The organism is Streptomyces atratus, from assembly GCF_014648655.1.
GTDB classification, from domain to species: Bacteria; Actinomycetota; Actinomycetes; order Streptomycetales; family Streptomycetaceae; genus Streptomyces; species Streptomyces atratus.
In genome coordinates this window covers 1-24,126 of sequence record NZ_BMRN01000054.1, presented here as the reverse complement: position 1 = coordinate 24,126, position 24,126 = coordinate 1, and the positions used below count along the sequence as shown (strand labels likewise).

The window sequence follows — 24,126 nt, the reverse complement described above, 5'->3', positions numbered from 1 at the left end:
TCTCTGCTACCTGTATCTGCTAAGGGGTATGACGGTTCATCAGGAAGGCTCCAGGCCCTCGTGCGCGATCTCCAGCGTCTCGATGGCCGCCTGGGAGTTGGCGGGGTCGAAGGAAGGACCCTGCCAGCGGACCGGCACGATGCCGTGCACCTGCCAGCTGATGATGCGGCCGAGGTCCGGACGGAGCGCGACTATCTCGCCGTCCTTGGGCTCGACCCGCTGGATCGTCTCGTTCAGCCACCGTGCGATCTTGAGCGTGTCGGCGGTGACGGGGCGGGTCAGTGTGATGTTGGTCCAGGTGATCCGCCCCGGCAGCTGCCAGGTGAAGCCGTTGTTGCCACCCTCGGCGTACTGCTCCATCTCCACCTCGGCGCCCAGGCCCGAGCAGGTGTGGAAGGCCCCCAGATCGCTGCCTCCGATGACGAGCTTGAAGAACACACTCGTCGCGAAGATGTTGTCCGTCATGTGCTTCTCTTCTTCTCTGCTGTTTCCCAAGTTCCGTGCCGTGTCCGGCCGTTCAGGCCGTCGTCAGCGGCGGCCGTCGTACAACCGTCCGGTACGCTCCCGCCCTCTGCGCATGTCCGCACGGATCAGTCGGCTCACCGGGTCGAGCAGACGACGGGCCAGTTCCTCGATGTCCGCCCCGGTGACCCGGTTCGTGACCGGAGGGGGGTCCGCGGTGGCGGAGGCGGCCGACCCGGTCCTTCCCGACGGCTCGGCGGGCTTCACCGGGGCCGCCCGCACCGGAACACCGGTGATTCCGGCGTCGGCCGCCGCGCGCTGAAGCACCTCGGCCGCAAGGGCCCCGGCTCCGGCAGCCGGAGCGGGTGCGCGTTGCGGAACCCGCACCGAAAGACTCGGCGGTCCGGTGAGAGGAGCACCGGCTCCGGTCGTCGGTCCGGTGGTCGCGGGAGCGGCGGATTCGGGCACCACCGGAAGCGCCATCCGCTGTACGGGCACGGCAGCCGCTCCCGGATGGTCCGGTACGGGCGGATGCGGGCGCACGACCGGAATGGGCTGAGCGGCGGACGGCACGGACGGGGTGGAGGGGGTGGAAGGGGCCGCGGACGGGGTGGCAGGTGCGCGTCGTGGTGCCGGGGACGGCGGTCCGGGCCGGCGGGCAGAGCGTGGCTCCACAGGCTCCTGCTCCGGCGGGTGCGCGTCAGGCCGGGACGGCTGCGTTACCGCGCCGCCGCGCAGCGAACGCTGCACAAGCCGCAGGAGGGAACCGCCGACCGCCGGTCCGTGACCCGTCCGCTCGGTCCCGGCCCCGGTAACGCGACCCGTCCGCTCGGCCCCGGCCCCGGTAACGCGACCGGGATCGCCGACGGGCGTTCGGCCCGAGGGCGTCCCGCTCCGGACGGTGCCGGGCGACGTGCTCCCGGGCACGGGGCGTCGGGCGGTACCACCGGGCACCATCCCACTGTGTGTCGTCCCACCGGGCGCCGTCCCCGGGGCCGTCGCACGGGGCCGGTGCGGGGAAGCGGGTTCGGCGGGGCGGGTGCGCGGGCGAGGAGCTGCCTGCCGGGGTGCCGCATCCGTCGGCGTCCGGTGCTCCCCGGTCCGCGTGCTCCCGCGCCTCGGTGACGGTGCATCAGGCCCCGGCTCCTGTACATCGCGACGCCAGGTGGCTGCCACGACCGGCCGGGCTGTGCTGCCCGTCGTCGGTGCCGAAAAGCCCTCGCCGGCGCCGGTGTTCACGTGCAGGTCCCCGCCCGCGAGCAGGGCCCGCGACCGCTGGACGGCGGGCGTCGGCCCTTCGGCGCCGGTGGCAGGCCCCGATGCCCGTCCCTTCTCCCGCTCCGGGGTGATCCTCCGGACACGTACCGGCGCAGCGGGAGCAGAAGGGGAAGGGGTGGAGATGGACGTGCTCGTACGCCTGGTGTCCACCGCGCGCTGGACAGCCGCAGGTTCCGGGGCGGACGCGCCGGGTCGAGCAGGCACGGGGGACGAGCGCACCGGCATCTCGGAGGGCGCGTTCGGGGGCTTCGACGTCGGCTCGGCCGGTGCGGAGGTCGGGGGCGCCCCAGGCTCTCCCGCCGACGTCGTGCCCTGCCGAGGGCCCGTGCTTCCCGGCTGTGCCCGACGGCGGTCACCGAGCAGCGGTGCGTCGTTCCGAAGCCTGGCCGTCGACGGAAGCGAGGCGAGGGGGGCACCGATCCCGCCGCGGGTACGAGCCTGTGAGCCGGGTCCGTCGGGCTGTGTCGGCTGCGGGGACCGTGCCTCCGGGGACCGAGCTGCCCGCGACCGAGCCTCCGGGGACGGCGGCTGACGCACCGACGGCTTCGTCGCCTCCGGCGAAGGCGCGGTCACCGCAGGGGTTGCCGCGTCCGGTGCCTGGAGTTGGAGCACGGGCATGCCCGCTGCTTGTTGCCCTGCCGGGGCGGACGGTACGACCCCGCTCCGCGCTGCCGCGTCGGAGGGTACGGCCCCGGTGGGCAGTTCCCGCAGCGGCTTGCCCAGGGCGGGGCGCACCGTCGCGATGGTGGGACGGTCGCTGGTGCGGTCCGGTGTCGGTGCGGTTTCCGGCGGGGCAGCGGGAGCCGCTCGGCCGGAGCCGCCCGGCGGGGCGGGCGCGGTCTGCTGCGAAGCGCCCTGCTGCACGGCGGTGGTGGTGGTGACAGGCGTGGCCGGTGCGGAGGCCGTGGCCGGCGGGATCCCGGCGATGTGCCGCAGTGCCATCGCCGGACGGCGGGCAACGATCAGGGGCGGGGCGGTCCGCCGCGGACGTACGGCGGCGGGCCGGGCCCGTTGGAGCGAAACCGGTGCCGGTGCGGTGTTCGCGGAATGCTGCGAGGCCGGTGCGGTGGCCTGGCCCGAAGCCGGTCCCTGAACCGCGGCCGACGCCGTGCTCTTCGCCGGGGCCGCCCCTGCCCTGGCTTCCGGAGTGGTTGCGCCGTCCCCGCCGGTCTGCCGCCCACGTGCCCAGCTCCCGGAGGAGCGGGGGGACGAGGAGCGAGGTGACGTCGCACCGCTCGACCGCTGGACGGTTGAAGGGGCCGGTTTCCCGCCGGCCCTGCCGCTGCCGGTCACGTTGCCCGCCGTGGCAGGTGTCGGGCCCACCGCAGGATCCGTGTCCCCGTCCGCTGCGGTCCGGGCGGCACGCAGCAGCAGTGGTCCACCAGGATCCGCGGATCGCGCGCCACCCGGACGGGCGACGCCGTGGATGAGGCCCACCGGCGCGGACGGCAGTACGGCATGGCCGAGTTCGCTCCCGAACGAGAGGTTCTGCCACGAGGCGAGGCCGGACCTGAACCGCAGTCCGTCGCTCACCCCGATCGAGGACCGGGCGACGGTCACCGTCGGCGGTGCGACCTGCCGCCAGCCGCCGTCCCAGCCGTCGTCCCAGCGGTTGTCCCGCTGATCGGCCCCGCTGTCGCTCCGGTCGGCTTCCGGTTCCGGGCTGCACCCGGTGTCTGCTCCGGTCCCGCCCGGGGAGGGCGCTCCGGGCTGCTGCCGGCCGCCTCGGCGGAACCAGTTTCCGAACCCCACACGATCACCCGCCTTCGTTGACGCGGGTGTTGATCCGCGCTATCTCCCGCACCCACTCCTGACGCTCGGCGTGGGTGAGGTCGAGAATTTCCTCTCGCTGCCAATGGAAGTGGTAGGCGACGTACGCGATCTCCTCCCGCAATCGGGGAAGCGCGTACGTCACGATTCCCCCAGGCGCCCACCCGAGAGGTCCACCTCGAACGACCCGTGGCACAGCGGGCAGGTCACCGCGGCGTGTGTGTGGCCCTCGCTGTTGATCCGGCGGTAGAAGTCCTGGAGGAACGCCACATCCGTCGCGTACATCCGCTCGACGACCCCGGCATGCACATCGGTGATGGTGCCGAGCTGGGTGATCACCTGGCTCAGCAGCACCACGGACAGGTACGCCGGGTTCTCCTTCACCCGCAGGTCGATCTGCGGGCGCAGCTCGTCCCGTGCCGTCGCGAGCCGCATCGAGCCGCGCCGGTGGACATGGCCCTCGTCGTCGACGTAACCGCGCGGGAGTTCGAACTCGAACTCCGAACGCAGCTCCTGCTGGTCCCGGTCAAGGTCCCGGTCCCGGGCCGAAGACGGCGCGGGAGCCTCCTCGCGTGCGGCGGGCGGAGCGGACGCGAGGCCGTCGAGGACTTCGTCGAGCCCGCCCGACGTAACGGTCCTGCGCCTCATTCGACCACGATCTCCTCGAAGGTGATGGTCACCGTCTCGGTGGCGGCACTGGATTCGCCGGCCTTCAGCGAGGGCCCCTCCCACTTGCTGGCCCACCCTTGCATCAACTGGATGCGCCGGACCGTCTCACCCTTCGAGTCCTTGATCTCGATGGTCAGGTTCTGGCGCGCGGTGTCGACAGCCCCGTTGTTGAGTGTCTCCTTGATCCAGTTGGTGAACTCGCTGCTTTTGTCGAGTCCGCGAGTGATCGTCACCTCGCCCGCCTGACGGGCGCCGGGCTGCTTGCGGATGATCTGCTTGCCCTCGGCGGTCACCTGACGGACCTCGACGACTTCCTCCTCGACGGTCATGCCGCTGATCTCTTGGATCGACTCGACGAGATAGCCGCCGAGCTGCACGCCGAAGACGTGGGTGGAAAGAGCGTCGCCCTCTGCCATGACTTTGTGTCACCTGTTCCGTTTGCGGACCCTGCTGGGTCACTCGTTGACGAGGCTGGTGCTGTCGGAGAACTGCGCGAGGCGGAAGACCACGAACTCCGCGGGCTTCACCGGAGCCACGCCGATCTCGCACACGACCTGGCCGAGGTCGATCGACTCCTGCGGATTGTTGTCGCGGTCGCACTTCACGTAGAACGCTTCCTCGGCCGTGCGGCCGAAGAGGGCGCCCCGGCGCCACTCCTCGGTGAGGAAGGCGGTGACGTTGCGCCGGATGCTCGACCACAGGCGGTCGTCGTTCGGCTCGAACACCACCCACTGGGTGCCCAGGAGGATCGACTCCTCCAGGTAGTTGAAGAGGCGGCGTACGTTGAGGTAGCGCCAGGCCGGGTCGGACGAGAGGGTGCGCGCGCCCCAGATCCGGATGCCGCGACCGGGGAAGGCACGCACGCAGTTGACACCGATCGGGTTGAGCAGGTCCTGCTCGCCCTTGCTGAGGCGGATCTCCAGGTCCAGCGCACCGCGGATGACCTCGTTGGCGGGGGCCTTGTGCACCCCGCGCTCGCCGTCGCTGCGCGCCCAGACGCCGGCGACGTGACCGCTCGGCGGCACCAGGGAGTTCTGGCCGGTCGCCGGGTCGAAGACCTTGAGCCACGGGTAGTACACGGTCGCGTAGCGCGAGTCGTATCCGGCGTCGTCGTTGCGCCAGGTACGGACGCGCTGGGCGTTCATGCCCGGCGGGGTGTCCAGGACGGCGACCCGGTCGCCCATCTGCTCGCAGTGCGAAATCACCGCCAGTTGGACGGCCTTGACGCCCTCGGCGTCGATGTCCCCGCGCTGGTAGGCGCTCATCAGGTCCGGAACGGCGACCATGGTGATCTCGTCGATCGCTTCGAGGCCCGCGAACCCCGTGCGGGCGGCGGCGTCGCCGACGTACTCGGCCGGGTCGATCCGTGCGACGCCGGCTCCGGGGGCGGCAGCGGTGGGCGCGAGGGAGAGGCTCTGGTTCTCGGGGCGGGTCTGGGTCGCGCCGGGCTGCTCGGTGACCTCGATGAGCTTGGACTGGCGAGCCTGGGTGACGAGATAGCCCTTGACGTTCTTGCGGGTGGAGACATCGTGGGTCTCCACCACCTTGCCGGCCTGCCGCACCAGCAGCCGGAACCGGTCCTCCGCAGGGTTCTCGCCCTCGGCATCGGTGACCTCGACGGAGAGGTCTCCGCTCGTACCGGGCCGTGCGGAGATCAGGAACCCTCCGATGGCGGCGGACGGTGACGTGTCGGACGCGGATTTCCGCGCCGGGTCCTGCGCGGGACCGCCGATGCGCACGATGTAGGCGGCGCCGCCACCGTTGGCGAAGTAGCCGTAGACCGCAGGGGTCAGGTACGTGTCGGCGGTGAAGGTCCCGAAGGTCTGGACGTACTGGTCCCAGTTCGTCACAAGCGTCGGCTGGTGGAAAGGGCCGGACTCCGCGAAACCGACGAAGGCTGCGACCGCGGTGCCGACTCCCTCGATGGGCCGCGCTCCGGACTGCACCTCCTCCACGTAAACACCTGGGGTGAGGTACGACGGCATGCTCGCTCCTTCGCGTGGTCATTCGTTCACCGCCGAGTCTTCCTCGGCGACTGTGACGGACAGTAGGTCTCAAAGTCCTGGACACGGGGCAAGGGTGCTGCCTTCTCAGGCACCCGTGGGACAGGAAATGCTTCCCTTTGCGGACCGGGCTCGGCGGTCGCCTCATTACCCGGTTCGGTCGCGTGACAGCAAGGTGGACTCCGGAATTAAGGAAGACGTCCGCCGGCAGGGGACTCGACGGAAATCAGCCAGAATTCGGGCCTCGACCATCCGATCGGGATCCACTGACCGAATCCGGTCCTTGACCGCCCCACCGTGGCGGCGTTCCCCGAGGGGCCTGTGGCCGGAATCTCCTCACTCACTGCCGATGTCGCAGGAACCCGGGCACTCTGGACCACCTCTAACGTGCACAGGAGACGGAAACTGCCAAAGACCGGAGAGCCGGGTTTCCGTCGATCGGGATTTCTGCTGTTCTCGTCCCTGTGGGCGGAATAAGGAGGCCGGACGCTTTGTGTCTACGGTGCGAGATTGCTCAGCACGCCGCTGACATTGAGTACCTGGTGGCATTCGGAAGCCTGAGTTCCGGTCGCCGGCGTGCCAGGTTTGGCGCAGGTGACGGACGCGGTGACCGTGTCGTTCTCCTGAATCTGGATGGGTGTGACCCAGTGATAGTCCTGGTTGCGAAAGGTCTCCAGAGCGATGGTGGTGATCTTTCGCTCGCCGAAGGAGATGGTCAGTACACCTTCGTCGCCCTGGAAGTTCGCCACCACGATGTCCGTGATACCGAATACCTTTCCCTTCGGGACCTGGTACGTCCCCTTCTTCTTCGCCCCGGACCCGGTCTGCACATCGATCGTCGCCGAGCTCTGCTGCGTGCCCCCGGCGCCCCCGCCCGTTCCCGAGCTGGAACCGCCCGAACCGGAGCCTGCGGACGCGTTCGGCTTCTCCGAACCGTCCCCCTGCCCCCCGTTCTCCCCCTGGCCACCGCCCGGATCGCCCGTGCCGCCCGCCGTTGTCGAACCCTGTTGCCCGTTACGGGGCGTCTTCTCCTGCGCGGCCTCGTGCGCCGCCTGCTTCGCGGTGCTCCGCACCGCGGGCCGGACCAGCGCGAACCACGCGAGCAGCAGGGCGAGCAGCGCGGCCAGGACGATCAGCAGCCACCTGGGCAGTACCGGCAGTTGCGCGAACTCACCGGGCAACACCTCTGGCCGGCCGGGCTGCTCACTGCCGGTGTCCCGTTCGGTGCCCTCGGCGGCCTCGACCTCGAACGGCCAGGCGACCGGCTTGCCGAACCAGATCAGTTTCCGGGCCCGTACCCGCAGGCCCACCTCGGCGGACTCGCCCGGTTCCAGGTGCCGTTGGCCCGGGGTGAAGGCCAGGCGGAGTTCCTCCCCGGCCTGCTTGCCGGTGAGGGCGACGTCGACCGCGGTGTTCCCCCTGTTCTGCACCGAGGTCCGGAAGCGGGCGCCCAGCCAGCCGGAGCGTCGGCGCGGGTCGAGCTCCGCCCTGAGCTCGTGAAAGGGCCCGACGACCACCGTGGCCTCGGGTACCGCCACCGACTCGGGGTGCTCCGTGGGCAGAACGCGGACACCCAGGGGCATCTCGCCGGCCCGGACCTCGTGGGACCGGGGCGGCGCGAGCCTTACGGTCACCACCTCGGAGGTGCCCGGGTAGAGGGACACGCGCGCCGGCTCGACGGTGCTCCAGGGGGCACAGTCGCCGACCACTTCGAGCGTGTACGCCTCGACGATGTCGCCGTCGTTGCGCACGGTCAGGGTCGTCGTCGCTTCGGCACCGGGCAAAACCGTCACCGTAGGCGTTTCGAGTTCGGCAGATGTGGTCACGATGCGACGTTAGGCCGTCCCTGCGGCTGCGCGGCAGAGACGCGAGGGCAACGATCGGGCACGGGTGGTGCCCCGACGGCACAACGGCACGATGTCCTGGCGACCCCTCCCCGGGCCCGGTCACCGTGCCGGAGGACGACGCGGTCGAGAGCGGAATCCGGCGTATCGGACGGAAGCACCTGAGGAAGACAGGCACGTAAACGAATGACGACGACACCAGAAACGATGAGCAGAGCAGCGGAGCGCGGCCAGTACCGCAGGCCCGCCAAACCGGATTACTCCGCCGAAGGAAGCGCCCATGGGACTCCCGGGAGCAGACTTTCCGTAGCGGTGTACGCGGAGGACCTGATCCTGCGGACCGGCGTGGTTCACCAATTACGCACACGGCCCGAGATAGAGCTGATAGCGGAGTCAGAGGCAGACCAGGCCCAAGTCTCCTTGGTAGTGGTGGACATGGTGGACGAGCCCACCGTCCAGCTCCTGCACCGTCTCCAGCGCAACACCGCGACCCGCACCGGACTCGTCGTCGGCTTCTTCGAGTCGGGCGCGCTCCAGACCATGATCGAGTGCGGCGTCGCCGCCGTGCTGAGGCGCGGGGAGGCCGACCAGGACAGTCTTGTCCACCTGGTGACGGCGATGGCGAACGGCGAAGGAGTGTTGCCGGGCGACCTGCTCGGAAAGCTCCTCACCCATGTCAGCAGCCTCCAGCGCACGGTCCTCGACCCCCGGGGACTCTCGCTCTCCACCCTCACGACGCGGGAGGCGGAGATGATCAGGCTGGTGTCGGAGGGCTACGGCACCGCGGAGATCGCACAGAAGACCTCGTACTCCGAACGCACCGTCAAGAACGTTCTGCACGAGGTGACGACACGGCTCGAACTGCGCAACCGGGCCCACGCCGTCGGCTACGCCATGCGACACGGGCTCATCTGAGTCCTGCCACGGGCTCCCGTGCGGACGGCGTACGGACGTCGCCGCGCGGGGGCGCGCCGGTGCTTCGGGGCAGGAGTGGCCGGGCGGGGGGCCTGGAGGGCGCCGCAAAGGGCAACAGCCCCTTCCCCCGCTCCGGGTACTCCGGACCTGTCTTCCGCCCCGCGCGGGCACGATGCTTGTCGTGGAGAGTCATCAACAGGACTGTGAGGTGGGCCGTGACCGGCACTGCTGGCCCGGTGAGGCGTACCCGGCTGGGCCGACTGACGGGCGCCGTGGTGCTGTTGGCACCGTTACTGGTGGCGGGTTCCGCGTCCGCCCCGCACGGTGCGCCGAGGCTGGCCGCGGCGGCGGACGAGAGCCCGGCGGATATCGGACGCATCGCCTACGCAGGGACCGAACACCGCAGCCTCGGCCGGGTCGCCGACCCGGCCACCAGTGCCCCGCTGTTCGGTCCCGGACCGGCCCACTACGACCAGGACCCCTTCGCACGCGGTGAGGTGCTGGTCTTCACCGGTCTGCGCGACGCCGTGCGACCACAGGTGTACGTGCGTGAAGCGAACGGCGCGGTGCGCAAGCTCACCACCGGCCTGGACGCCGCACACCCCGAACTCTCCCCGGACGGACGGACGGTGGTGTTCGACTCCGCGGTGCGGGGGCCGGGTGATGTGGTCCAGCGCGACCTGTGGACCGTCGGCATCGACGGCTCCGGCCTGCGGCGGCTGACGGACACCCCCAACAACGAGACCTCCCCGACGTTCTCCCCGGACGGCTCGCGGATCGCGTACTCCTGTGACTCCGGTCCCGGGCGGAGCGGGGTGATATACGAACGGGCCGTGGCCGGCGGCGCGGCGAGGGTGATCAGTGACGGCCCGCCCGGCGACGCGACCGAGCCGGAGTGGAACCCGGTGGACGACGACTCCCACCGCGCTCGCGTCGCGTACACCCTCACCACTGACGAGACGACGGGACCCAGGCTCCGGGTGACCGAGGGTCTCGGAACCGACCGACCGCTGCTGGCCGGTGTCCAGGCCGGCTGGCGCACCCGCTCGGCCGCCTGGCTGCCGGACGGAAACGGCCTGCTCTTCCTCAGCCCCGACACGACCTGCGGGTGCAAGGACTACGAGCACGTCTACCGGACGACCGCCTTCGACGGGACCGAGCCGAGCCTGGAGCTCGGTGAGGACCGTGCGGTCGAATCGCCCACCTGGCTCGGGCCCCCGGACTCCGGGACCGTCGTCGTGGCACGACGGACCTCCCGCGAGGCGAACGACGTGACGCTCCAGGACGTCAGGCAGGACGGCTCGGACCCGCGGGACCTCGGACTCTCCATCCTGAAGGAGGACCCGGAGGCCAATACGAACACCGACCCCACCAAGGACCCACTGTTCAACCCGGCGGCGGCGTACGACCCGTGGACCGAGCGGCAGAACTACACACCGGACGGCAGGCGCATCGTCCTGACCCGCTTCGAGGGTCAGGAGAAGGAGCGCGTCGAACGGATCTGGCTGGCCGACACCGAGGGTTCCCACGAGGCAGCGATGCCGCTCGCCGGGCGCGGTCCCCGTGACTGGGACACCGACCCCACGTTCTCGCCGGACGGCACCAAGCTGGCGTTCACCAGGACCTCCCCCGGCAGGGTCGACGGGCAGCCGGGGCCGAGCAGCATTCTCATCGCGGACGTCGCCACGGGAGCGATCGTCGGCAGGATCGTCCCGCCGGAAGGGCAGTTGGCAGGAGGTGACGCGCAACCGACCTGGTCGTCGGACGGAACCACCCTCGCCTTCACCCGCAACCACGTGATCCGGGGCCTCGGCGGCATCAAGCACGTCTGGACCGTGCCGGTGGCGGCGCTCGACCAGCAGCGGGACCTCAGCGTCACCATCTGCCCCGGTGAATGCAAGAAGATCGACGACAGTCCCGCCTTCTCCCCCGACGGCAGCAAGCTCGCCTTCAACCGCAAGGACGGCGGCGGCCAGGTCAACGAGCGCGCCGGCGTCGTCGTGACCTCGCTCACCGGCGGCGAGTGCCGGGTCGTGCTTCCGTCCGTCCAGCGGAACAACCCCGACGCATGCCGTCAGGACATCCCCGACACCTCGCGGACCGGGCCGTTCCAGCCCCGCGACGTGGCCTGGTCGCCGGACTCCGGACGGCTGGTGCTGAGCTCGCGCAGAGCGCTCGCATCGAACTCCCCGGAGCAGCTGTCCATGCTCGACCTCTCCTCCGGCACGCTGACGCCGTTCGGCGAAAGACTTGCCGGGCGGCAGAAGGAGCCCGCCTTCCAGCAGTCGGTCGACCTGTCCCTGACCGCGCCGCCCACCGCACCCGCGGTGGAGGTCGGTTCCTCCGTATCGGTGACGGTCACCGTCACCAACCGGGGTCCCGCACCTTCGCCCGGCACCGTGTTGACCGTCGACGCCCCACCCGGAGTGCGCCTGGAGGAGCTCACCACCCCGGCCGGGCCCTGTGCTGCCGGGTCGCCCCAGTGCGACCTGGGCGTGCTCCGGCCGGGGACCGGTGTGGAGGTCACCGCTCGGCTGACCGGCGTGACGACGGGGGACCAGCGGATCGGCTGGTCGGTCACCGGGGCCGTGGTCGACCCGAACCCCACGGACAACGCCACCGGGACGAGCGTCCCGGTCCAGGACGTGCCTGAGACACCGACGCCCACCCCGTCTCCCACGACCTCGCCGCCCCGGCCTCCGGCCCCGCTGCCGCCCGAACCCGAGGCGGGGCCCGCGGTCACGGTGCGGGCACAGCCCAGTCCCGGCTTCGTCGGCGGCCGGGTGGTGGTGACGTACACCGTGCGCAACGGCCGGAACGCGCTCGCCACCGGCCTGCGGCTGAGGCTCGGACTGCCCGCGCGGATCCCGGCGGGTCCGCTTCCGGCGGGTTGCGCCGCCGGGGTGTGCACGCTGCCCGACCTGGCACCGGGCGCCTCCACGGTCATCCGTGTCGTGCTCAAGCCGGACCGGGCACTGAGGACGACCATCACTGGAACGCTGACCACGACCGGTACCGACGCCGACACCGGCGACAACGTGTCCAGGAAACCGCTGCGCATTCTCCAGCCCCGGATCATCGCGGTGCCCGCCGTCGGCAAACCGGGGTTCGTCACCTCCGTACGGGGCAAGGACTTTCCGCCCGGAGCACCGGTGAAGCTCTCCTGGAAGCCCGGGATCACGGCAGCCGCACCGCCCGCCGTCCCGCGCCGGGACCGTACGTTCATCGCGCAGCTGCTGATCCTGGCGAAGGACCAGACGGGGCCGCGCACGATCACCGCCGAAGGACCGGGGTTCAGCCCGGTCACCACGCCCTTCCTGGTGGTCAGCGGCACCATTGTCCCGCCGGACGAGGTGGGGCGCAGGTGATCCACGAAGTGGACGAGGGGCTGCGGCTGTTGCTGGTCGACGCCGGCCTCCAGGAGAACGGCGTCGACCTGGTCTTCGACGCACCGACGAAGGACTGGTCCGCCCGGCGCAACGCCCCCACGATCAGCGTCTTCCTCCACCGCATCCGCGAGGATGCGACCCGCCGCCGTACCGGCACGGCCGAGGAGCACGACGACCAAGGAATGGTCATCGGCTGGCGGACTCCGCCGCGCTGGTTCGAGCTGACCTATCTGGTGACCGCCTGGACCAATCGCCCGCAGGACGAACACCGCCTGCTCTCCGAGGTGTTGCGCTGCCTCGTGCGGACGGACGTCCTGCCCGCCCGCATGCACATGGGCAGCCTCGCCGAGCTCGGGCTGGCCGTGGAGATCGAGGCGGCGGGTCCGGGCACCGACGGGCCGTCCGCCTCGGACGTCTGGTCCGCGCTCGGCGGCGAGCTCAAGGCCGCGATCGACCTGCGTGTGTGGGCACCGCTGGCCGGTGAACGGACTTCCGCCGGCCCGCCGGTCACCGAAGGGCTGGTGGTGAAGACCGCGCCCGCACGCGACGGCGACGATGCGGGACCTGGGCGCCGGCTGCGCTACGACGGGGCGTCCGACCCCGGCGGGCAGGGCTTCGCGGCAGAGCGGGAACGGCAGTTGCCGCCCGGCCGGCGCAGGCGCGGGGGCGCGGCTCGATGACCACGACACAGGGCACCCGTGCCGTCCGTGAACCGGCCGGCACCCCGACAGCGGTCATCGAGGACCTCTGGGAGCGGTTGATCCACGTCGAGCAACGGGTCAGGAACGCTGTGGCGCTCCGGCGGGCCGCCGACCCGCAACCGGACGATCCGTACCGGGGGCAGTACCTCACCCCCGAGGCGGCCGGGCGGATCGTGGAGTCCCGCGACGCGTTCGCGCCCGTACCGGCGTACGGCTCCGAGCCTTCGCCGCCGTCCCCGCCCGGGAGCCGGGTCCGGCAGCTCGCCGAGAACTTCGGCCTGCTACCGCTGGACATGGATCTCCTGCTGGTCGCGATGGCCCCGGACATCGACAACCGGTTCGAGCGGCTCTACGGCTACCTCAACGACGACCTCACCCGGCGAAGGCCCACCATCGGTCTGGCGCTCGAACTCTGCGGGCTGCCCGCCGCGAGCTCCGGCCGCTTCCGGTTCTCGCCGTCCGCCCCGCTGGTCGCGGGCGGACTGCTGGAGGTCTTGGAGGCCGACAGCCCGCTGCTCTCGCGGGTGCTGCGGGTGCCGGACCGGATCACCGCGTACCTGCTCGGCGACGACGAGCCCGATGGGAGGCTGCGCGGCCTCGTCCATGTGGTCGGGCCCGAACAGGAGCCGGACACAGGACCGGAGGCCCTGCGCGTCGCAGCGGCGTTGGGCACGGGCAGCGGCCTGGTGTATCTGCTCGACCGGGGAGGCGACCCCGGCAGACTGGCAGTTGAGGCGCTTCTCGCCGCGGGGCGTCGTCCGCTGGTGGTCGACATCGCGGCACTCGCCGCCGCTCCCGAACCGGCGGAGCTCGTACGGACCCTGGCGGCTGAGGCCCGGCTGAGCCGTGGCGGCGTCGTCCTCGGGCCGCTCGAATCGCTCACCCCCGAGCGGCCCGAGGGAGCCCATCTGCTCGGTGGCCTCTGCGCGGCGGTCAGCGGTGCCCCCCTCATCGCGTTCGGGAAGAAGAACTGGGATCCCCTGTGGACCAGGGAGAGCCCGGTTCCAGTCCGTGTCCTGCCCCCCGCCCCCGCGGGCGTGGCGCGGCAGTGGCGTCGGGCGCTCGCCGAGGCAGGCACATCTGTCGGGCTGCCCGCCGAGAACGCGTCGGCCGACGAGGGACTCATCGAGGCCACCGCCTCCTACCGGCTCGACTCCGAGCAGGTGCGCAAGGCCGCCACCGTCGCCTCCCGGCTGGCGGCCCTGGAGGAGCGTCCGGTGGACGCGCAGGACCTGCGCACGGCGGTTCGGGCACAGAACGGAGCAGGGCTCGAACGGCTTGCCCGCCGCATCGAGCCCGCGGTTGGCTGGGACGACCTCGTGCTGCCTCCTGTAACCCTTCGCCAGCTGTCCGAACTCGCCCTGCGCGCACGCCACCGTGAGCAGGTGCTCGGTCAGTGGCGGATGAGGCCGGGAGGCGGCCGAGGACGAGGGGTCATCGCGCTGTTCGCCGGTGAGTCCGGCACCGGCAAGACCATGTCCGCCGAAGTGGTGGCGTCGGAGCTCGGCATGGAGCTCTACGTCGTGGATCTGTCCACCGTGGTGGACAAGTACATCGGTGAGACCGAGAAGAATCTCGAAAGGATCTTCGTCGAGGCGTCCGACGTCAACGGCATCCTGCTGTTCGACGAGGCGGACGCGATCTTCGGGAAGCGCTCACAGGTCAAGGACGCGCACGACCGCCACGCCAACGTGGAGTCGGCCTACCTGCTGCAGCGGATGGAGTCCTTCGACGGGATCGCGGTGCTCACCACCAATCTGCGGGCCAATCTCGACGAGGCATTCACCCGCCGCCTCGACGTGATCGCGGAGTTCCCCATGCCGAATGCCCAGCAGCGACTGGCCCTGTGGGACCGCTGCCTCGGGACGGCGATCCCACGCGAGGCGGAACTCGACCTGGAGTTCTGCGCGGGACACTTCGAGCTGGCGGGAGGGTCGATCCGCGCCTGCGCGGTGACCGCTGCATATCTTGCGGCGGAATCCGGGAGACCGCTGGGTATGCAGCAGATCGTCTCGGCCGTGCTCCAGGAGTACCGCAAACTCGGCCGGCTGGTCCTGGAAAGCGAGTTCGGTCCTTGGTTGGATCGTGCGCAGGAACGGGGCGAAGGGTAGCGCCTTCGGAAACCCCGACCGTACCTCTCCCGGCCGGGGGTTCCTCCATGCCCTTTGTCAAGGCCGAGCTGGTCATGCGGGGCTTGCTTCGGGCGGTGCGAGCTTCGTAGAGGGTTCCGTCGCGGAGAGGTCCGGCTCGCTGATGCCGCGGACGTGCTGGAGGTGCTGCTCGTTCATGCGAGGCCTCGGCGGGATCGGCGGTGGCGTCGTGTGTCGGCCCTCACGCGGAGCGGTTGGCGTCGGCTGCGGTCAGGTGACAGGCCGGAAAGGGATGACGTTGTCCGCGACCGGCTGCGGGGGTGGTGGTGAGGTCTCGGTTTGAGTGAGGACGGCGGCGGCGAGGGTCAGCTGGGAGTTCCCGTTGGTCGCCTTCACGGTGCCGGCCGAGGCAGACCTTAGTGGGATCGAGCCGTTGCTCGTCCGCGGCCAGAACGATGGGTGGTGGCACTTCGAGGTTGCCTGTGTCACCGATGCATGGCGCGACGCGTAGTCCAACTGCCAGTAGCTGTTTCACTGCGGTGCCTTCAGCACCCGGGGGAGGTGGACGTGGAGGTGCTCGACCTCAACGTCGCAGCCCCGGTCGATGTGAGGTCACTCGCTGCCGGGGCCGCGAAACGGGCCTGGTGATCTCGGCAGAGAATGCAGTTGTCTCAATCACCGAGCAACGAACAGGAGGTCTCGGTGCCGCAGCGTTCCGTGTCGCTGGCCGGGCCGTCCAGCGCGGTCGCCCAGGAGTGTGGCTGCCTGGCTCGTCGGTACTGGCGTCCCCCTCGGACTGATGTCGACGATGGCGCGGGCAGGCGGTTCTGACGTTGCCTGTGGGAAAGGGACTACCACGCCCATGTGCCTGACTGCGACGGTCAAGGTGCAGTCGTGAGCTTGAAGGCATCCGGTCTTACGGGTGCCCGTTTCTCTACCCCAGCGCATTCGTTGTCGCATTGGATGACCGTCATCGAGTGTGCTGGCCTGGGGGTTGTACTGGTGGAAGTCATTGATGTGCACCACTGCTACGGGAAGCGGCGCGTGCTGCGAGGAGTCGATCTGCAACTGCCGACAGGGTTGCTGACCGGCATCGTGGGGGAGAACGGTGCAGGCAAGTCCACCTTGTTGAAAATCCTGGCCGGGGAGCTGCGGCCGTCCGGTGGCCAGGTTCGGCACGACGGCCGGTTCGGGTACTGCCCCCAGCAGGTGGTGCTCAACGACGCACTGACAGTGCGCCAGCACCTCGCCTTCCTCCAAAGGGCGTTCCGGCTGGGTGACCTGCGACATGCCCAGGAGGTAATGGAGGTGCTCGGCCTGGCCGAGTACGCCGATGAGCGGGCCGCAGTGCTCAGCGGCGGCACGCGGCAGAAGCTGAACCTCACTTTGGCGTTGATGCACGATCCGCAGGTGCTGCTGCTGGACGAGCCGTACCAGGGGTTCGATTGGGACACCTACCTGCGGTTCTGGGACCTGGCGGGCCGTCTGCGCGACCGGGGGCGTTCGGTCCTGGTGGTCTCCCACCTCGCCTACGACACCGAGCGTTTGGATGAGCTGTGGTGTTTGAGCGGTGGCCGGCTCCAGCCGCAGATGGCAGGTGCGGCGTGAGGAATCAGATGATGCTGCTCGCTACGGCCACGCGGTATGCACTGTTGGAGCACGCCCGCAACCGCTTTGCCATGGTGCTGATCGCCCTGTTCCTGCCCGTGTGGACGCTGCTGGCCCACGCTGCGATGCCGGATACCCCTGCCCGTCTGCAACTGCGGGCCACCGGGGAGCTGCTGGCTCCTCGGGGCAACGAGATCACCGCGATCAGCGGCGCTCTCAACGCCGTCACTCTGATCACTGGTTTCCTCATGTTCGCCGTGACCTTCACCAGCAGCGGCTTCGACCGGCGCCTGGCCATGGCCGGCTATCCCCGCACACACCTGGTCGCGGCGAAGGTCACCGCGCTCAGCTTCGCCTGCGCCTTGATCTCCGCATACGCCACTGCCGTAACCTGCCTGACCTGGACACCCCGCCAGCCGGTGCTGCTGACCGCGGCGTTCTTCTGCGCCGGACTGACTTACGGCGTGCTCGGAGTCGGCTTCGGTGCCCTGCTGCGCCGCGAGGTCGAGGGCATGTTCGCCATCGTGATGACCAGCATTGTGGATCTTCTGCTGCAAAACCCGATCACGAGCTCCGGTGCAGGCAGCACCATCACTCGCTTCCTGCCGTCCTACGGCGCCATGCAGGCGGCCACTGCCGCGGGCTTCTCCACCATCTCTGTACCCCAGTATGTGCTTTGGCAGCTGGCCTGGTTCACCGTGGCGGCTCTGCTTGGCCTGCTCGCCTTCCACCGGCGCACCCGTACTACCCTGACCGTGCCGCCGCGCATGTCTGTGCCGGAGCAGCCCACCCGGCGTCAGCAGACAGCGGACCTGCTGTGACGTGCGCGACTGTGCCGCAACCGGATACCTGTTGACATCGTTGGGCGCGATGTGACAGCCACGGATGAACACACCGCCCAGGTCCAGCAGCAATCCGCAATGATGACGTCGGCGCGGCGCCCGGCGAAGTTTTCCCGGGCGGTGATCGGCGATGACCCAGCGCTGCGGGCGGCGTACCAGTACTGTCGGCAGCAGACAAAGGTGCAGGACCCGGCCGAGTACGCGCTGATCCAGCTGGTGCCCGCTGTGCTGCGCCCGGCGTGCTGGGCGTTGTGGGCGGCGGCCAACGCCATCGACGACCTGGCCGACGACCACACCGTCCCTGCCGCCGAGCGGGCCGCACAAGTCGAGCAGTGGATCACCGCGCTGGAGCGCGAGCTGACGACCGGAAGCAGCACGGACCCGGTCCGTCACGCGCTGGTGGACACCGCGCTGCGCTGGCGCCTGGACCTGAGCGAGCTGCACGATGCGATGACCCTGGTCCGGGACGACGCCCATGGCCGGCGCTTCGCCGACTGGAGTGCCTGGCGCGCCTGGGGCCGCGACAACCTGCTGCCCTGGTTCGACCAGGTCCGCGACCTCTTCGACAAGGCCGACGTACCCGTGGCGCTGCGCCTGGACACCCAGGAGGTCTATGAGGAGTTCCTTGACAGCGTCCGGCTCACCGACATCCTCACCGACCTGTCTGCCGACCTCGCTCAGGGCGATCTCCTCCTGCCCGACGACGCCCTCGACCGCTACCCGAAAGCCGCAGGCGACCTGGCAGACCTGCGCTGGAGCCCCGCTGTCAGCGGCTTGATCACCCACCTGAGCGGCCTGGCCCGCCAGTGGGGGACCCAGCCCGCCCTCACTCGGGGAATGCACCCCGGACCCGCCACCATCGTGAACACCATGGCCGACCTGCTCCGCGCCCAGCTCGACGCCATCGTCGCCGCCGGCCCCACCCTCCTGCGCACCCCGCCCCGGCCCAGCCTCCTCACCAGCGCCCGCATCCTCGCCCCCGCCCGAGCCCGCGCTGCCCTGGCCTGGACCCTCACCCCCGTCACCGTGCCGCCCCAGCACCGCCCAACCCGGCACAGTGCCCTGCCAGCCGCACGGGCAGCGCGAAACGGTCCGTTCAGCGCACCACCTCCCCACCCCGCCGGCCACCATCCTCCGCGCATCCCGGCCGAGCAGATGCCCGTCCACGTCGCCGTGATCATGGACGGCAACGGCCGCTGGGCCCAACAACGCGGCCTGCCCCGGTACGCCGGCCACCAAGCCGGAGCCGCCGCCGTGCGCGAGACGGTCCACGGCGCACTAGAGATCGGCCTGCGCCACCTGACCCTGTACACCTTCTCCACCGAGAACTGGAAGCGCGACGCCGAGGAAGTCGACGCGATCCTCGACGTCGTCCGCGGTGAGCTGACCGACAACCCCCTCCGCGATCTCGACGTCCACATGCGCTGGCACGGCCGCACCGGCAAGCTCCCCACCGACGTCGTCGACCTGCTCCGCCGACGCGAGCGGGCCACCCGCGGCCGCACCGGCCTGACGCTGACCACGTGCATCAACTACGGCGGCCGCGACGAGATCACCCGCACCGCCGCCGCACTCGCCCACCACCTACGCGACGGACAACTCGATCCCGACCGCATCAGCGAAAAGGACTTCGCCCGCCACCTGCCCCACCCCGCCATGCCGGATGTCGACCTGCTGTGGCGTACCGGCGGCGAACAACGCACCTCCAACTTCCTGCCCTGGCAAGCCGCCTACGCCGAGCTGTACTTCACCCCCGACTCCTGGCCCGACATCGACCGACGCCACCTATGGCACGCGATCACCGAATACAGCCGCCGCCAACGCCGCCACGGCGCCGCTCCCACCCCACCGTCCACCACGACATCCGTCTCCTGATCGGAACTGACTCGAACTCGGTCGCTCAGTGGATCCCGATCCCTACGTCGGCGCTGGCACGACCCGAAGGGCGGCCGGCCCCATCGAAACACGGTCCGGAGTCTCGCTTCGCCAAGCCGGAGACCTGGCCAGAGTCCGCGATCGCCACCGCACCGCCACCGCGAACTATGGAAAGGCCGTCACCCAGGCATGGGACGGGTCCATCCAAGGCCGACCCATCGGGCAGGGCGAGGTGGCCGGGGACAACGGATACCACTTCATGGTCTACGACGTGCCCTCCCAACTGCCCTGGAATCGGGGCGAGAACCCGTTCTTCGTCTCCGTGCGGAACTCGACGTGTGCAGCGTCGTACAGCACACTCACCCTCGCGGCCTTGGCGTGATCAACAGGGCTCGGCAACGCACGTGATCACACCAGGGCCGCACCGCTGTCGTATCGGCTCTCAACAGCCGAGAGGCATTCAACTGCTCGTATCAGAGGGACCGTTGGTACGGGTCCGGGCGGCCGGACTGCGGCCGTCGTCGGACCCCCGCTTGTGACAGGACCGGGACAGACGCCCCGGCTGGGGCTCCATTACGCTGACGCTCGAACCAGGGCGGGCCTCGACGGAGCGCCGGGTTCCGTACGGTGAGGGCGCGTTGTGCCGTGTCCTCGAACGAGGCAGCTGCCCGCGTGGCGCAGGCACGACCAGCTAGGGGTGACAGTCGGCATGTCCCAACCGGACCATGGCCCACGCGCGGTTCCGCACCTGGCCGGCGCCCCGGGGTGGCCGGCCGATCCACCGCCGGTCCGTCCGCTGGGATCCGGCGATCCGGTCACGGCGGGCCCGTACCGGCTGGAGGGCCTGCTCGGTTCGGGCGGCATGGGCCGGGTCTACCTGGCGCGCACCCCGGCCGGCAGCGCGGTGGCGGTCAAGGTCGTGCACCGCGAGTACGCGGCCGACGCGTCGTTCCGTAAGCGGTTCGAGCAGGAGGTGTCCGCGGCCCGGCGGGTGCAGGGCCTCTACACCGTGCCGGTCGTCGACGCGGATCTGGGCACCGACGAACCGTGGCTGGCCACGGCGTACGTCCCCGGGCCGGCCCTGCACGACGCGGTGGCCGCGCGGGGGCCGCTGGCGGTAGAGGCGGTGCTGGCGCTGACGGCGCAGGTGGCCGAGGCACTGCAGTCCATCCACGCGGCCGGGGTGATCCACCGCGATCTGAAGCCCTCCAACATCCTCCTCAGCGCCGACGGCCCCAAGGTCATCGACTTCGGGATCGCCCGGGCCGCGGACGTCACATCGGTGACGAGTACGGGCATGCTGGCCGGGACGCCCGGCTACATGGCGCCCGAGTACATCAGGGGCGAGAGCCTCACCGAGGCCGTCGACGTCTTCGCGCTCGGCGCCATCGCCGCGTACGCTGCCACAGCGCGACCCGCGTTCGGCGGCACCGGGCACAGTGTGCTGTACCGCATCCTCGAACAGGCGCCGGATCTCGACGGCTGCCCCGAGCCCGTTCGGACCGTGGCCGCCCGCTGCCTGTCGAAGGTTCCGGCGGAACGGCCGGGCCTGGCCGAGGTCATCCGCCTGTGCCGTACCGACGGCCCCGACCGGGCGGACCCCGCCGTACCGCCGCAGCGGACCGTCGTCGACCCCGCACCGGACTTCCACAACGCCGCCACCGCGCCCGCGGCGCCGCAGGCGCGGAATCCCGGGTCCGGGCAGGGGGGTTCGGCGCAGAAGCCGGACGCCGCCACCGGACCCGACCCGGCGCAGCCCGCCCCGCTCACGGACACACCGCCGATGTCGGTGCCCGCGCTGGTGGGCGGCATCGGGGTGCTGGCCGTGGTCGCCGTACTGGTCGCGGTGCTGCTGCCCGGCAACTCCTCCGGCCGCGACACACCCACCGAGTTGAAACCGGCTGCCACGCTCGGGGGTTACCCCCGGGGCAAGGGGCCAGAAGGCGTGGCGTTCAGCCCCGACGGCGCCACCCTCGCGACGGGTGCCGGGGACGGCACGGTGAGGCTGTGGGACGTGGCCGGGCGCAAGGTACTCGCGCGGTTCGGTCCGCGGACGGCGCCCGGCGACACCCCGGTGGCGGTGACCACGGTCGCCTTCAGTCCCGACGGCCGGCTGCTCGCCGCCGGAACGGCCAGGAACGTCGTCACGCTGTGGGACGTTGCCGGGCGGCGGCAAGTCGCCTCCATCACCACGACCGACGAGGATTCGGACTCCCTCGACAGTGTGGCGTTCAGTCCCGACGGCCGGCTTCTGGCCACCGCGAGCGAGGGCGGCGCGCAGCTCTGGCACGCAAGGACCGGCTCGGATCTGGGCAAACGGGTCGCCGTTCTCGACGACGACATGTGGGCGCGGCAGGTGGCGTTCAGCCGGGACGGCAGGACTGTGGCCACCGTGGGCTACTCCCACGACCAGGGCTCCAGTTCCGAGTGGACCGTGCAGCTCTGGGACGTGGCCCGGCACAAGGCGCGCAAGGAGCTCTTCCGCGCCGAGGAAATCTACGGCGTCTCGTACAGCGCCGACGGCAAAACCATCGCCACCGCCGCCGAGAACCGGAGGGTCGAGCTGTGGAACGCGTCCGACGGCCGTGCCACGGGCAGCGTCGACGAGACGACCAGCGTGCCGGTCCAGAGCGTGGGGTACAGCCCTCGCGGCTCCACCCTCGCCGTGTTCGACGGCGATGTGGTCCGGCTCTGGGACATGGCCGAGAACAAGCTGACGTACCGGCTGGTCGGCAACCACTGGAACGTCCGGACCCTGGCGTTCAGCCCCGACGGCACGCAGGTCGCCACGACGAGCTCCGACGGTGTCGTGTACCTGTGGAAGACCCCGGCGTCCTGACCGGATCCGCACCGGCCGGGCCGGGCGCCGTTCACCCTCGGGGGCGGCGCCCCATCCCGCGTAGCCGCCGCCCACGCGAATCGCGTCGATCCCGCTGATGTACCTCCCGCCGTACCCCGGCCCGGTCACGTCCCAGGGCACCGACAGCGGGTCTCGTATCAGGAGCGGTCAGGTACTACTACGGAGCCGTCGGGGTGTCCCGTACCGACTGGTCAGCAGTGTGACGCGCTGCCCGTACGTCGGTCACCATGCGCCCCTGACCGGCGCGGGCCGGGCCCGCCACGAAGGGACAGCATTGTCGTACTCGTGCTGTAGAACGCTGTCTGACGGCGACAGTCGCCCAGCCCCGTGCCGTAGCCACCGGGGCCCTGGCGTGCCGTGGCGGCGTTCGTTCCGAGGGAGATCGTGGTGGTTGAGTTGTACAGGGGACCGGGCAGGCGCACGAACAGCGTGCCGTTCGTCAGCAGGTCAGCCGAGCTCCGCCGGCTCGACGCAGCCCTGCAGCACATGGGAGCCGGTGGCCCGGCCCTCGTCGACATCAGCGGTGAGGCCGGTATCGGCAAGAGCCGGTTGCTGGCGGAGTTCAGTACGCTCGCCCGCCGCCGCGGGGCGGCCGTGCTGCGCGGCCGGGCCACCGAGTTCGAACGGCACAGTCCGTTCCAGCCGTTCGTCGACGCGTTCGCCGACCTCGACCAGCAGGTGCTCAGAGTGTTCCCGTCGCTGCGGGAGCTCCCTCCGGTGCTGCGGGGGAGGGCGGAGCCCTCGGGCGAGCCGTGGAACAGGGACCGTTTCGGCCTCTACCGGGCCACCGCGGACGCACTGGGCCGCATCCGGGGCGCGCGGCTCGTCGTGGTCCTCGACGACCTGCACTGGGCGGACCCGGCGTCCCTGGAACTCGTCGACCACCTCGTGCGGCACCCCGTGAAGGCCCCCTTCCTGCTCGTCGTGTCGCGCCGCGACCGCCAGGCCCCGGCGGCGCTCACCACGGCGCTGGCGCGCGGGGCCGACACCGGCGCGGTGCTGCGGATCTCTCTCGGCCCGCTCGACGAACGGGACTGCGTCGAGGAACTGGCCCGCGACCTGCCGCAGCAGCGGGTGGCCGAGATGTACGCCGCGAGCGAGGGCAACCCGCTGTACTTCCTGGCGCTCCTGACGGCCCATCGCACCGCCCGGCTGCCCGGGCCCCCGGTCCGGGACGGTGGTCCGCCCACAGGCCTGGAAGCCCTGCTGCTCGACGAGCTCGCCCCTCTGGACCCGCTGGAGCGCGGCACCGTAGAAGCCGCCGCCGTACTCGGCGACCACGCCACGGCCGACCTCATCGCCGCTCTCACCGGCTCACCCGTCCCCGACGTCGTTGAGGCCCTGCGCGGGGTGATGCGCCGCGATCTGATCCGTACGGACCAGTCCGGACGCCGTCTGGCACTGCGCCACCCGCTGATCCGGGCGCTGGTCCACGACCGTACCGACCCCTGGCGGCGGCAGGAGCTCCACCGCAGGGCGGCGGCCGAACTGGCCGAGGCCGGCGCACCCCTCGCCGAGCGGGCGCATCACATCGAGCGTTCACTGACCGGCTGGGACCCGGAGGCCGCCGCGATCCTGACCAGCGCCGCCGAACAGACCGCCGTGACGGCCCCGGCCGCCTCGGCCCACTGGCTCGGTGTCGTCCTCGCGATCCTGCCCAACACCCCCGGACACCTCGACAAACGCCGTGAGTTGATGCTGATGCGCGCCGGAGCGCTCGGCACGACCGGGGCGCTCTGGGAGAGCAGAGACCTCTTCCACCGAGTGATCGACATGCCCGCCGGCAACGAGGACGGCGAGGACGTGCTCCGTACCTCCGC

At 70.8% G+C, this 24,126-nt stretch carries 18 protein-coding genes and 1 pseudogene; 12 read left to right on the top strand and 7 right to left on the bottom strand.

Annotated elements, in window-relative coordinates:
• Nucleotides 1-39 precede the first annotated feature (39 nt).
• Nucleotides 40-465 carry a phage tail protein gene (locus IEZ15_RS38180; protein ID WP_114242522.1) on the bottom strand — a complete coding sequence of 142 codons (426 nt, stop codon included), beginning with the start codon at nt 463-465 and terminating at the stop codon, nt 40-42.
• Nucleotides 466-528: 63 nt separating this feature from the next.
• A complete protein-coding gene (locus tag IEZ15_RS45695) occupies nt 529-960 on the bottom strand; it encodes a hypothetical protein (protein ID WP_229846396.1) in 432 nt (143 codons plus the stop codon).
• Between the two features lie 1,474 nt (nt 961-2,434).
• Between IEZ15_RS45695 and IEZ15_RS45690 the strand changes: the two genes are divergently transcribed.
• Entirely contained in the window at nt 2,435-2,833 is a 399-nt protein-coding gene (locus IEZ15_RS45690) for a hypothetical protein (protein ID WP_229846395.1), read from the top strand.
• A gap of 663 nt (nt 2,834-3,496) precedes the next feature.
• On the opposite strand, the gene IEZ15_RS38170 is transcribed toward IEZ15_RS45690, so the two are convergent.
• From IEZ15_RS38170 to IEZ15_RS38150, 5 genes are all read right to left on the bottom strand, one after another.
• Nucleotides 3,497-3,655: a DUF6760 family protein gene (locus IEZ15_RS38170; RefSeq protein WP_189281614.1), complete on the bottom strand. Its 159-nt coding sequence runs from the start codon at nt 3,653-3,655 to the stop codon at nt 3,497-3,499.
• Complete coding sequence (locus IEZ15_RS38165; protein WP_114242519.1) at nt 3,652-4,158, bottom strand: hypothetical protein; 507 nt, start codon at nt 4,156-4,158, stop codon at nt 3,652-3,654. Before IEZ15_RS38165 ends, IEZ15_RS38170 begins: the two co-directional genes overlap by 4 nt.
• A complete protein-coding gene (locus tag IEZ15_RS38160) occupies nt 4,155-4,595 on the bottom strand; it encodes a phage tail protein (RefSeq protein WP_114242518.1) in 441 nt (146 codons plus the stop codon). Before IEZ15_RS38160 ends, IEZ15_RS38165 begins: the two co-directional genes overlap by 4 nt.
• A gap of 39 nt (nt 4,596-4,634) precedes the next feature.
• Entirely contained in the window at nt 4,635-6,164 is a 1,530-nt protein-coding gene (locus IEZ15_RS38155) for a phage tail sheath family protein (RefSeq protein WP_114242517.1), read from the bottom strand.
• Nucleotides 6,165-6,679: 515 nt separating this feature from the next.
• Nucleotides 6,680-8,008 (bottom strand): COG1470 family protein, encoded by a 1,329-nt coding sequence (locus tag IEZ15_RS38150; RefSeq protein ID WP_189281613.1) that lies wholly within the window; start codon nt 8,006-8,008, stop codon nt 6,680-6,682.
• A gap of 225 nt (nt 8,009-8,233) precedes the next feature.
• Here IEZ15_RS38150 and IEZ15_RS38145 point away from each other — a divergent pair, with 225 nt between their 5' ends.
• From IEZ15_RS38145 to IEZ15_RS38100, 11 genes and pseudogenes are all read left to right on the top strand, one after another.
• Nucleotides 8,234-8,941 (top strand): helix-turn-helix transcriptional regulator, encoded by a 708-nt coding sequence (locus tag IEZ15_RS38145; protein WP_373302717.1) that lies wholly within the window; start codon nt 8,234-8,236, stop codon nt 8,939-8,941.
• Nucleotides 8,942-9,156: 215 nt separating this feature from the next.
• Entirely contained in the window at nt 9,157-12,309 is a 3,153-nt protein-coding gene (locus tag IEZ15_RS38140; protein WP_189281611.1) for a DUF11 domain-containing protein, read from the top strand.
• Nucleotides 12,306-13,010, top strand: coding sequence for a Pvc16 family protein (locus IEZ15_RS38135; protein WP_189281610.1), 705 nt, complete (start codon nt 12,306-12,308; stop codon nt 13,008-13,010). The genes IEZ15_RS38140 and IEZ15_RS38135 overlap by 4 nt, the downstream gene beginning before the upstream one ends.
• Entirely contained in the window at nt 13,007-15,142 is a 2,136-nt protein-coding gene (locus tag IEZ15_RS38130) for an ATP-binding protein (RefSeq protein ID WP_189281609.1), read from the top strand. The genes IEZ15_RS38135 and IEZ15_RS38130 overlap by 4 nt, the downstream gene beginning before the upstream one ends.
• A gap of 346 nt (nt 15,143-15,488) precedes the next feature.
• Nucleotides 15,489-15,632, top strand: a pseudogene (locus IEZ15_RS47730) (DUF4265 domain-containing protein); the annotation flags it as partial.
• Between the two features lie 491 nt (nt 15,633-16,123).
• A complete protein-coding gene (locus tag IEZ15_RS38125) occupies nt 16,124-16,729 on the top strand; it encodes an ABC transporter ATP-binding protein (RefSeq protein ID WP_189281627.1) in 606 nt (201 codons plus the stop codon).
• Nucleotides 16,730-16,737: 8 nt separating this feature from the next.
• On the top strand, nt 16,738-17,550 hold the full coding sequence (locus IEZ15_RS38120; RefSeq protein WP_189281628.1) for an ABC transporter permease: 813 nt from the start codon (nt 16,738-16,740) through the stop codon (nt 17,548-17,550).
• A gap of 51 nt (nt 17,551-17,601) precedes the next feature.
• Entirely contained in the window at nt 17,602-19,446 is a 1,845-nt protein-coding gene (gene uppS, locus IEZ15_RS38115) for a polyprenyl diphosphate synthase (protein WP_229846394.1), read from the top strand.
• A 259-nt stretch (nt 19,447-19,705) separates the two neighbouring features.
• A complete protein-coding gene (locus IEZ15_RS47410; RefSeq protein ID WP_373302716.1) occupies nt 19,706-19,828 on the top strand; it encodes a hypothetical protein in 123 nt (40 codons plus the stop codon).
• Between the two features lie 327 nt (nt 19,829-20,155).
• The gene (locus IEZ15_RS38105; RefSeq protein WP_189281608.1) at nt 20,156-22,285 is read left to right on the top strand and encodes a WD40 repeat domain-containing serine/threonine protein kinase; all 2,130 of its coding nucleotides are present in this window, start codon (nt 20,156-20,158) and stop codon (nt 22,283-22,285) included.
• A 408-nt stretch (nt 22,286-22,693) separates the two neighbouring features.
• A partial coding sequence (locus IEZ15_RS38100; protein ID WP_229846393.1) for an ATP-binding protein occupies nt 22,694-24,126 on the top strand: 1,433 nt, incomplete at its 3' end.